An 11669-nucleotide genomic window follows, 5' to 3' on the forward strand; every position below is an offset into this window, starting at 1 on the left:
GGTGTTTTTTCGTTGGCAACCCGAGTAAGCTACCCAAAAGAGATTAAGATGAAGGCTATTGAAATGAGAATGGCTGGTATCCCAGTGAAAGAAGTTATGGAGCAATTGAACATACGACATGATTCTCAAGTGAGAACATGGATGCGATGGTATCGTAACGGAGAAATACATCGGTTTGAGCAGCCTGTAGGTAAACAATATAGCTACGGCAAAGGACCGGAATATACGTCAGAATTAGAGAAAGTAAAGGCAGAGAATAGGTTTTTGAAACAGCAGCTAGATCTCCTAAAAAAGTACAACGAGATGGAAAGGGGGTATCCTCAAAGATTGTAGTGGAATGGATCAAATCGATCCAAGGAGAAGTTAGCGTGGCACAAGCCTGTGCCTGGGCGGGACTCTCTCGTGCTACCTACTATCGCTGGAAGGATAAGTATGGAAGCAGGGATGCCGATCCTGTGGTAGAGAAAATCCGCGAACTCTGTTTGCAGCATAAATTTCGTTATGGATACCGTAAAATCACCGCTCTACTTCGGAAAGAACAAGCGATTAACCATAAACGAGTGCAACGGATTATGCAGCGTGAAGAGCTGCAATGCCGTGTCAAAGTCAAGAAACGCAAACCTACAGGGCAGCCAGCCTATATAGCAGAACACTTGCTAAAACGCCAATTTGAGGCCGATCAACCTATGCAAAAACTCGTTACGGATATTACGTATTTACCGTTTGGAGGAAGAATGTTGTATCTATCAAGTATCCTAGACTTGTTTAACGGAGAAGTTGTGGCATACAGTATAGCTGACAAGCAGGACACTGCGTTCGTACTGGACACACTCCGTCAGCTGCCCAATCTACCAGGTACGATACTTCACAGCGATCAGGGGAGTGTCTACACTTCCCAGGCGTATCAGGAAGCTGTAAAGGAAAAGGGCATTACCATGAGCATGTCCCGCAAGGGAACGCCCGCTGATAATGCCCCCATCGAATCGTTTCATTCCACGCTAAAGTCTGAAACGTTCTATCTCGAAGGTTTAACGAGTACAACGACAGCAATCGTTGAACAGGTCGTTCGAGACTACATTACTTACTATAACTCAATTCGCATTCAAACAAAACTAAACAACCAGTCACCGATTGATTATCGACAACTGGCTGCTTAACTTGCAAGGTGTTTTTGATCCCTGTCTCACAAACGGGGGTCAGTTCCCTTAAGGAGAGGCCGTTTTTTAAATTAATATAAGCTGTCCAACACAAGCTCTGACATATATTTAATCAATTCATCGCGAAGCTCCGGATTTTCGAGAGCATAGTGGATCGAAGTCTTGATGAAGCCGAGCTTCTCACCGACATCGTGGCGGGTGCCCTCAAAGTGATAGGCCAGTACCTGTTCGGTTTCTCTGAGCCGTGAAATAGCGTCGGTTAATTGAATTTCTCCATTGACGCCTACCCTTTGTTCTTCAAGGATACTAAAAATTGCTGGTGTTAAAATGTATCTTCCCATAATTGCCAGGTTAGAGGGGGCATTTTGGGGTTTTGGCTTTTCTACCAGTTGGTTCGCAAGATATACTCTGTCTTTTATCCTTGTAGGATCTACAATCCCATAACGTGAAACTTCTTCCCAATCGACAGGCTGGACTCCTACAATGGACGCTTTATGTTCATTATATACATCGATCATTTGCTTTAGGCAAGGCACTTCCGACTCCACAATATCATCGCCGAGCAATACCGCAAACGGCTCATCACCAACGAATTTTCTTGCACACCAAATGGCATGGCCTAGACCTTTAGGTTCCTTCTGACGAATGTAATGAATATCGGCCATCTCCGATGATTTGCGGACTTCTTCAAGTAATTGGTACTTGCCCTTCTCATTCAGGTTATACTCTAGTTCAAATGAAGCATCAAAGTGGTCCTCAATTGCCCGTTTCCCTTTACCAGTTACAATAATAATGTCCTCAATCCCCGAAGCCACGGCTTCCTCCACGATATATTGAATCGTCGGCTTGTCGACGATTGGCAGCATTTCTTTGGGCATGGCTTTCGTGGCAGGTAAGAATCGCGTTCCCAGCCCGGCTGCGGGAATGATGGCTTTGCGGATTTTCATAAAATGATGGCTCCCTCGTACATAAATGATTTAACTAGTGTCATTATACCATATCCCAAATAGACCGTTAGCAAAAAGGACCCAGGGATTCCCCCGAGTCCAACTTAAGTTATACGAATATTGATTGTTGCAGATTTTAGTATGGAATTATTGGATCCAAAATTTCCGCCATGTGAAGCGCTGAGGAAGTTGTTCCTCGTTGCGGATGCGATTGCCCGGCTCCGGGGTGTGCAGGAGACGTTCGGTGCCGAACTCGATTTTGCGGTATTCGTGTTCGCCGTCGATTTCCAATTGTCCGTGTACACGAGTCACGACAGACTGCATCTCGAGGAAACCTTCAAACATCACTTTCACCCTCCTAAAAGTTTGTGAGCGAAGATTGGAAAACGAGGTGCTGCGCAGTTCCTTAACCTCTATCAACCCCGTGCTGCACCTCATTTGTTCACGCTTTCATTATAGCATATCAGCGATTTTTTGATCATTGATAAAGATCGGTTATCACCCCTTTGGCGGGCGAGTTCACAAACCTTCCACAAGTTGTATTTGATAGGAAAACAGGTGTCTTTGCAGGGTGTTTTTCTTCAATATTCTGGAATTTTCTGTTTGACTTTTAGGGGTGCAAAAAGTAGTATTAATTTGTGGAGTACGGAAAGTGAGGTGAGCATTCTGAGTCCACGAACAGGACGGCCAAAGAAGGACAATCCCAAGAATGTCAGTATCAAGGTGCGCTTTGAGGAAGACATGAACAACGCTTTGATTGCATATTGCGACAAGCATAATGTCACTAAAGCAGAAGCAATTCGGCGGGGATTGAAACTGCTTTTGTCCGAACAAAAGTAAAAGGAAGCGGCGCCCATCCCACAAAGAACGACGCCACTTCCCCCCAGAGGCAACCCTCCAAAGGAAGGCCGCATAAATATGCTACCATGTGCTGCCCTCCCTTTCAAGGCGCTGCCTCTCTATCAATAAGGAGGATGCGTATGAGTAGTCTGATTGAAGAGCTTTATACCGGGCATATTTTGCCGGACGAAATGATTGTCTCCCGAGATCCGAAGTATCGTCCTCTATGCCGGCAAATCTCGGAGCTTACGGAATCATGGCGTAAGAAGCTGACCGAAGAAGAATTTAGCGAACTGGAATACCTGATGGATCTGCAGGCACAAGCTAACGACATGCATTCGATGGCAGTGTTTAAATACGGTTTCAGGCTTGGCGCCTCCCTCCTCACGGAAGTACTCACCGGTACAGATGAGCTTGTCCGGCATCCTTCCACCCCTTAAATCTCGCAAACCTTGGAAGATAGGAGCGAATCGGATGAGTACGAGTAATGTTGGGCTCCTCTGCAAAAAAGTTCGCAAACGTGTATATTTTGTATCGATTGTGATACAATGAAAGTAATTATTTAGGAGCCGTGCTTACAGGGCACGGCTCCGGGCAATAGCCGCTTTTAAGGGCGGCAGGCTGTGTAGGATCTCAGTACAAATAGACCGATTCCTTTGCCGAGGGCGGTCTATTTGTGTTTATGGAAGGAAAGTATCAGGACCATTAATGTCGCGAATGAGATCATTAGCGTTAATGCTTGATAAACTTCCATTTGGCATCCCTCCCTTCCTAGAGAATGAGAGGTAGCCGACCGCCCTTGCAAGCCTATTCTATTGCTTATCTAATATTATACCATACTTGTTAAGTAATGGTATTTTCTCGTGTTACAGCAAAAAGGGAGCCCCCCACGGTATAACTACCGCGAACTACGGGGACTCCCTTCGTTTTTTATTTTACCAACTGTCCGCGCGTGACACCAAGCTGGTTGGTCGCTTTGAGGGTTTTCCATACCTGGGTGCCGCTGATTTCTCCACGCAACGCTTTGTTGTAGAGGTCGATGACCTCATGCACCTGCTCCGGCGTTTCTTCGAGGAACTCCACGCGGTATTTGGACACGCCCAGCTCAAGGAAATGGTTCAGATACTCTGCGCCCGACTGTTCGATGGCGTTGTACACCGTGTTGCGGCAGCCTTCGTCCACGCGGACAGGGTGGGACATGCCGATCCGGTCCTGCAGGGAAGCGCGGTGCTTTTCACACGGGCGCCCGCAGTTGGTGTAGTCCGTACCTTCGCTGAGGAAGGTACAGTACACGCAGTGCTCCGTATGGAACATCGGCAGATGCTGATGGATCACGATCTCCATGTCGGCCGTCGGGCTGACCCGGAGCAGGTCGACCATCTGCTGGATGTTCAGGTCGTAGGACGGCGTGACCACGTCGCAGCCGACCTCCAGGAACAGCTCGGCCGTCAGGTGGTTGGCGATGTTCAGCGAAAAATCGCCGATCAACCGCGGATGCACGGCCGACGGGTTCTCTTGCCGGTGGCGCAGGTAGTAATACAGCGCCCCGGTGTTGCGCACCAACACCGCGTCGGGTTGGAGACGCAGGATGTTGTTGTGGTAGCCGTTTTCGCCCGGCATGTGGATGCGCGGCGTCGCCAGCGCAATCTGAGCGCCGGCTGCGCGAACGGCTTCAACGGCTGCCGGGAATTGCTTGATAAACTCGAAGTCGGCGTAGATAAATGATACGCCGGCTTCCAAGGCAGCCTGCACCTGCGGCAGGCTGCGACACAGCGCGGCGAGCTGCGCTTCGCCGTGCTTCACCGGCGCCGCGGGCCCGCGGCCCTGCGCCTGCTGCGGTTGCCCCGCAACCGCAGCGGCTGCCGCCGCCGGCGCCAGCGGCGCCATCGACGCCCCGCCCACATCTGGGGCGTCCAACACCCCCGCCGCCCGTGTGCGCGTCCACACGGGCGGCTTCGGCCGCTCGGCGGCGAGCAGCTCCACCGCCCGCCGGCGGATGCTGTTCAGCTCTCGGATCGGCAGGATGACGTCGCCATACAGCTCCGCATCCAGCTTCTCGAGCTGAAACACCGTGCCGCCGAGACGCCCGAACTGCTCTTCGAGCAGGGCGGCGTCCATCGGCCGTTTTTGCGCGACCTCGAGCTCCAGCTCCGAGTCGACTTGCACCGTCGTTCCCTTCTGGACATCCGTCCAGAAGGTGTTCAGCAGCCCGCCGGCGTGGCCCACGGCCCGCACATGCACCGGGAAGACGCGGTACGGCTTCTCGGTCTCGTACGTCTGGCGCAGCCGCTTGTCGAGCGCCGGGTCGTTCGTCTTCCAGATGCGATCCCCGACGTGCACGCGGCGCAAATCCACGTCATTACGTCCCGGCACGATATCGACGATCCAGCCTTCCCCGGCTTCGCCTTCCTGCTTCACACCTTGACGGCGCAGGTCGTAGACGCGGCCGCCTTCTTCTTTTTGCGTCGGATCTCCGGCATCAAACACAATGCCGTCCCCGCGTTTCAGCGGCGCTTCCAGCTTGCAGACAACGCCGTCGCGCAGCACTTTCTCTACGCGGCCGAGGTACACGCCCCGACTTTTCGGGAACGTCCCGTCGACCAGCTTCTTATTGTTCGTCCCCTCCAGGAAGCCATGCGTAAAGCCGCGCGAAAAGCTCTGCTGCAGCTCACGAATCTCCTCCTTCGACGGACGTGTATCATCCCCGTCAAAATAACGGTCAATCGCCTTCCGATACTTGCTGACCACGTTGGCAACGTACTCTGGACTTTTCAGCCGCCCTTCAATTTTAAAAGACGTCACACCTGCCTCAATCAACTCCGGCATGATGTCGATCGCCGCCAAATCCTTTGGCGACAAGAGGTAAGCCACATCGCCCATCGGCTTCTGTTCCCCGTCGACGATCAGGTCGTACGGCAGCCGGCACGCTTGCGCGCATTCGCCGCGATTCGCCGAGCGTCCGCCCCACATTTCCGACGTCAAGCATTGACCGGAGTAGGACACGCACAGCGCCCCGTGCACGAATACCTCCATCGGCAGCTTGGCTTGCTCCCCGATGACTTTGATTTGCTTGAGGTTGTTTTCCCGGCCCAGCACCACGCGCTCCAGATTCCACGGCTTCACGAACTCCACCGCTTCCGGCGACGTAATCGTCATCTGCGTCGAGCCATGAATCGGGAAATCCGGTGACAACTCGCGGATCAGCTTCACCAACCCGAGGTCCTGCACGATAACCGCATCCACCCCCGCGTTGATGCACGCCTCAACCAACTCCTGCGCATCCCGCAGCTCATCCTCGAACACAAGAATATTGAAGGTCAGGAAGCCCTTCACCCCATAGCTATGCAAAAAAGCCATAATCTCCGGCAGCTCGTCCATCCGGAAATTGTTCGCCCGCGCCCGGGCATTAAACTTCTCCACGCCAAAAAAGATCGCGTCCGCCCCGTTCGCCACCGCCGCCCGCATGCAATCCCAATCGCCGGCCGGCGCCAGCAGCTCTACATCCTGCCGCGTTAACGTCGTCTTGCTCATATATGTCCTCCCAATCCGGCCGCAGCCGGCCTCTATTCTACTTGATTGCAGAAATTCAAAATTTAAGCGAATTATCAACTTATATATTCTAGCAGACATTGCCCGCGCACTCTAGCTTTTCCATCCATTCGCAAGGAAAAACCTGGTGCCCACCTCAGTACCCTTATGCCCCTTCTTAGGCCCCTTTTACGCCATTATCCCTTTCGTTCAGAAAGAGGGATATCAGGAGAGGGAGCAACTTGAGGAGCCTGATACGTAAGCTATTCCTTTATCGCAAGCATTCTCTGTCCCCAAGCTCTGACGCAACGGGATAATCATCAAAAAGCCCCCCAAACGCACCTCTCCTGTCCGAAGCCAAGCCCACCCTTGTCTCATCAAAAAAAAGAAGCCAACTGAAGCCTTAGCTCCCATTGACCTCTTGCTATATTTAACCGTTTCGCTTCGCCCGCGACGCATGAATGATTTCTGCCGCTTGGCGGATAATTTCGTCCAACGACGCTTCATCTGTGGCATCGTACTCATCGATATTCAGCCGCAGCACCGGGCAGGCATCAAACTCCTCGATCCACTTCGCATACCGTTCATGCATATGCTCCCAGTAGGAGACGTCTGTCTGAATCTCCATTTCTCGGCCCCGCAACTGGATCCGCTTCAGAATGGAGGACAGATTCCCTTCCAGATAAATGAGCACGTCCGGATGCGGAAAATATGGCGTCATCACCATCGCCTCAAACAAGCTGGTGTACGTTTCGTAATCCGTTTTAGACATGGTGCCTTGATCAGCATGCATTTTGGCAAAAATCCCGGTGTCCTCGTAAATCGAACGGTCCTGAACGAACCCGCCGCCCGCTTCAACGATCGCCTTCTGCTCTTTAAACCGCTCCGCTAGAAAATAAATTTGCAAATGAAAGCTCCATCGCTCGAAATCTTGATAGAACTTCTCCAGATACGGGTTATTATCAACCTTCTCCATCGAAGTGCGAAAGCCAAGCCGTGCAGCCAACGCAGTCGTCAACGTGGATTTGCCAACGCCAACGGTACCCGCTACCGTGATTAAGGCGTCTTTGGGGATGTACAATTCATGACTCATTTTTTATAAGTGCTCCTTTATCTTCGCAACGATCTGCTCAAAATGCTCCGGATGCTCCACAAAATCCAGCGTATTGCCATCAATCGTAATCACGACCGTCTCCGGTTCACGCGCTTTAATCTGCGCAATCGCCGTTTCATAATCCTCGATCAGCCGCTCCAGGTAGCCGGGATCGATGTCCTGCTCAAAGCTGCGGCCGCGTTTTTCGATTCTTTTTAACAAGGTCGCCAGTTCCGCTCGGATATACACAATCACATTCGGTTTCGGCAGATCGTCGGTCAGCAGATGATAAATCTGCCGGTACTTCTCCCGTTTGTCCCCTTGCAGCGTCCGCTGGGCAAAAATCCAGTTTTTATAAATATGATAGTCCGACACGACCGGCATCCCTCGGGACACGTAGTTTTTTACCGTATCCTCCAATTGCTTGTACCGGTTGCACAAAAAGAACATTTCCAGCTGAAACGCCCATTCCTCGATATTTTGATAAAACTTGTCCAGGAACGGATTCTCCTCCACGATCTCCTTCAACAGCGGAAAGTCAAACCGCTCAGCGAGCATCGTGGCCAGCGTGGTTTTTCCGGCTCCGATGGCGCCTTCCACGGCGATAAACGGGCATGGCTTCTTCACTTGATGGTCCTCCCACATCTCACTTGCCTCAAAAATAGACTAGAATATTGTATCATAGATTGCACAAAATCGTGGGCAGAACTTGACGAAAAAAAGGGAACCGTGAAGCTCTGCATCGAAAAACCCGTTCGATCCCAGAGCAACCCGGCTCCCTAACTCATTATCCCTTCAGCTAATGCGTCACCAATGGTCTGAAATCATCCCGACTCGACAGGTCCGCATGGTAAAACGCCACATCCCCATCCTTCAACGTGAAGCGCCGACCGTAAGGGTCTACCACACTCCGCGCAAAACCTTCCATGCCAGTCCACTGGTTCATCAGCGGCGCTTGGATGTATTGAAGATACGGCTTCCCCAGCTCCCCGTTTCGCACCGTCTCGATGTTGAAGTTCACCACGATGTAGCCTTTTTTCAAAAAGATCTCCGATCGATCCGTCAACCCGCTATGCGTCCGTCCATACTCCGCTACGTTCGTCCCCGCCGGGACCGCGTACAACTCGGCTGGCAGGCTGTACTCGCCGTACCATCGTTGTACTGCGGCATTCACCCGAGCAGGGTCAACGCCTGCAGGAATTCCTGACTTCGGGCCGATCAGCGTGCGAACGCCTTCCGGTAACCGCAGCAGGCTCAGGCTGCCGACAGGAGTTTTTTGCATCGATTGCTTCTGGATGAACCGCTGCACGAACTGGCTTCGTCCGATGCCGGCCACCTGATCAAAGGTGTAGTCGTGATCGTATTTATAGAGCGCGGTATCCGTGAGCTCCTCGATCGGCACATTCCGCAGGCGTTCGTTAAGAATCACATAGCGCTGCACCTGGTCCAAGGGGGATCCGATCCGAACATAACTCCGGTTGCCGGTATGGTAATACAGATCGACGGGCTGGCGCTTTCCGCTTTCGGCATCGATGAAATCAAACGTGGGGGTGATCACGATTTGATCTAAGGGCCCAAACATATTCCCTTTGGTTTTTAGATCAAATTTGAAGTGATAACCTGTTTTGATGACTGCGTTTTTGTAAAGCGGATGACTGCCAGGTCGGATGGGCAGCGTATACTGTGGCGTATTGCCTCTTGGGGCTCCATCAATCCCGTTGAGTCCAACCCAGTAAGCAGCCCCGGTGGGCACCGGGCTTCCCGGAGCCGTCCGAAACACACCTTCCCAGTTGTAATCGGCAATATCCGTCACTTTGAAATCGAACACCCGCCCAATCACATCAACCGGCACGGTGCCGTAAGCGATATGATGCGTGAGGTTCAAGTTGGCATTCGTCTGCTCCGTCGCTCCGGCTGGCGCATTATGTGCAATGGTGCGGAACTCCACGGTATAAAACCCTTCATCCACCCAAACAGGCAGATAGAAGTCAAACTGCTCCCGGGTCTTGTCCACTTCGATCCAGGTATTTTTCGGATAAAATCTCGCTTTGGCTCCCTCATAAACATCAAACGGGAAGCGAACTTGCTTGCTGCCGACATACTTCAAATAGTCCCTGTTTCCATATCCCAAGTAGTTGGTATGTTGGCCACTGTTAGGCATGGTGACGGTAAACGGCCGATCCAAAATCACCGCCGACCGCCCCGCCGCCGGCGTCGTCTTCTGATTATGCGCCTTATCGTCGGAGACACCGGGGTATATCACTACGGGCGTATGTACAGTTACACTGTTGATCCCGTTAATAGGGAAGCTTTTGTCCGCGCCGCCATTGATGTTGCCGCTCATCAGCCCGTAATAGATCGTGCCGGTACTAGGCTGGTTCGCCTTATTCGTCTTGCTAGTCGGGATCACATGACCTGGACTATACAGCACATTTTCGTTGATTTGCGGTGCTGAGGGAATCTGGCCGGGCCGCGCCCCCGATCGACTCGTTTCAGCGCCATTCATAATGGTACTTCCGTTAAAGATCAAGGTATCATTCTTGACCTTCACTTCTTCCACGGCACTCTCAGCAAAAGACTTCAAGTCCTCCCCGCTCACATCCGGTCTTTCCGTTCCCCCAGATTTACTTCCGGGAGACGCTTCTACCGGATTCTCTGGATTCGGCGGCGCGAACCCGTGCGTTAAACTCGTCGAGTAGGACGGGGGAGTATACCCTGTAGGCTGTATTCGAATGCCATTGCCTTCAAACGCGTAATTCTGCAAAGCTGCCTCATTAATTTTGTACACCTCGAGGTTATCAATAACCCAATAGGAATATTGGCGTTCGATGGTGTATGTTTTCGTCAGGGTTTCCGTATCCGTTTGGGGATCCGGCTCCTTATGAGTTGTGCCATCCGGCCCTTCCACCTCTTTGCCAGGGTCCCACGTTAACGTATACTCCCGGTTTACCGTAATCTCAAAAGTACACTTCCCGGCCATCTCCACGAATCGATTCTTTGACAAGTAGCTTTTGGCTATAACGTTCCCGTACAGGCTTTCCGAAGTCGGAATCCCATTCAGCACGTTAAACCGTTCTGCCCCACGGCTATCCGCCTTAATGACCGCACTCACGGCAGGGTCATTCAAGGGAACATCGATGACATTGCCGCTGGGGGCGGGTTGTGTGCATTGAGGTGGTGTCGGGTCTGTGGGAATGCCCGGACCTCCCCCGCCGGTTCCTACAGTTATGGTAGCTGACCCGTATAACCAGTATGGTCCCTTTTTCCATTGGGCAGTGATAATGGCGGTTCCTTGTGATTTCGCTGTCACTTTTCCGTTCCCATCAACTGTTACCACACTAGTGTTACTAGAAGACCAAGAGGTCTCGCTAGCTGAAGTAACATCAAACCATTTATCGCCCCAGTCGGACATGTTGTACTCTAAGGTATTAACTTGAGCCTTCAAGTCCTTGGTTTGGCCTACCTGCAATGTGGCATTTTCTAAAACTCTCATCCGTTTCTTTTCCACTACATATCCCTTGTAATTCACAAGCATGGGGATGTAGTACTCCGCCATAAATTTATCTGCCCCATCTGCTCGAGTTGCGTATTTATATTTGTTAGAATATTCTAATGGGTATCCTGTAGAAACTTTAATTGTAGCGGTCGTACTTCCAGCATGGAAAATAGGTTTAGAGTCGACCGGTTCGTAACTTAGCTCCCTTAACCACACCATATTAGCGATTTCCAACTCTTTCACATAACTCTTTGAGAACGAGTTTCCAAGAGTATCTTTCATAGTATCAGGAGCGTAATTGCTCATATCCAACTCAAAATCAATTCGCTTTTTTAAAGGTACTGCACTTGCTCCCTGACCATGTGTGCCTGTTTCTACATTGAATTTATCAAATGAAGCTACCCAAACATCTGTATCACTCTGGACCCAAATTATTTTTGGTCTAGCTGTATCTTGGCCTTCAACCTGAACTTTTACTGATTGCATTTGAGCAGGTCCACTTGGGGTAACTTCAATACCTGTTGAAGGATAACCATTCGAAAACGATGCATTGGCATAGGATGGATCAATTACAACAATCAAGAGAGTTAATGCTAGAATTACGGCTA

General features: G+C 51.2%; 9 protein-coding genes. 2 read left to right on the forward strand and 7 right to left on the reverse strand.

Features of this window, described 5'->3' with window-relative positions; genetic code table 11:
* Positions 1-12 precede the first annotated feature (12 nt).
* Positions 13-1157, forward strand: a protein-coding gene (locus C812_RS17995) for an IS3 family transposase (protein WP_157274712.1) whose coding sequence is annotated in 2 segments (ribosomal slippage) — positions 13-286 and positions 286-1157 — 1146 coding nt in all. Because the reading frame shifts where the segments join, the coding sequence is not laid out codon by codon here.
* A 71-nt stretch (positions 1158-1228) separates the two neighbouring features.
* On the opposite strand, the gene galU is transcribed toward C812_RS17995, so the two are convergent.
* Together galU and C812_RS18005 are read right to left on the reverse strand one after the other, a co-directional pair.
* Complete coding sequence (gene galU, locus C812_RS18000; RefSeq protein ID WP_016314080.1) at positions 1229-2104, reverse strand: UTP--glucose-1-phosphate uridylyltransferase GalU; 876 nt, start codon at positions 2102-2104, stop codon at positions 1229-1231.
* Between the two features lie 147 nt (positions 2105-2251).
* Entirely contained in the window at positions 2252-2449 is a 198-nt protein-coding gene (locus tag C812_RS18005) for a hypothetical protein (protein ID WP_016314081.1), read from the reverse strand.
* A 635-nt stretch (positions 2450-3084) separates the two neighbouring features.
* Here C812_RS18005 and C812_RS18015 point away from each other — a divergent pair.
* On the forward strand, positions 3085-3384 hold the full coding sequence (locus C812_RS18015) for a DUF6809 family protein (RefSeq protein ID WP_016314083.1): 300 nt from the start codon (positions 3085-3087) through the stop codon (positions 3382-3384).
* A gap of 230 nt (positions 3385-3614) precedes the next feature.
* Here C812_RS18015 and C812_RS23090 read toward each other — a convergent pair whose 3' ends face one another.
* The 5 genes from C812_RS23090 to C812_RS18035 all read right to left on the reverse strand — a co-directional run bounded on the left by C812_RS23090 (position 3615) and on the right by C812_RS18035 (position 11058).
* Positions 3615-3698, reverse strand: coding sequence for a putative holin-like toxin (locus C812_RS23090; RefSeq protein WP_368017499.1), 84 nt, complete (start codon positions 3696-3698; stop codon positions 3615-3617).
* Positions 3699-3874: 176 nt separating this feature from the next.
* Positions 3875-6475 (reverse strand): U32 family peptidase, encoded by a 2601-nt coding sequence (locus C812_RS18020; protein WP_016314084.1) that lies wholly within the window; start codon positions 6473-6475, stop codon positions 3875-3877.
* 427 nt (positions 6476-6902) lie between these two features.
* Positions 6903-7565, reverse strand: coding sequence for a deoxynucleoside kinase (locus C812_RS18025; RefSeq protein WP_016314085.1), 663 nt, complete (start codon positions 7563-7565; stop codon positions 6903-6905).
* 3 nt (positions 7566-7568) lie between these two features.
* A complete protein-coding gene (locus tag C812_RS18030) occupies positions 7569-8192 on the reverse strand; it encodes a deoxynucleoside kinase (protein WP_425270098.1) in 624 nt (207 codons plus the stop codon).
* A gap of 172 nt (positions 8193-8364) precedes the next feature.
* A complete protein-coding gene (locus C812_RS18035; protein ID WP_244268359.1) occupies positions 8365-11058 on the reverse strand; it encodes a DUF5704 domain-containing protein in 2694 nt (897 codons plus the stop codon).
* Positions 11059-11669 lie beyond the last annotated feature (611 nt).

The sequence above is a fragment of the Paenibacillus barengoltzii G22 genome (assembly GCF_000403375.2).
GTDB lineage: Bacteria > Bacillota > Bacilli > Paenibacillales > Paenibacillaceae > Fontibacillus > Fontibacillus barengoltzii.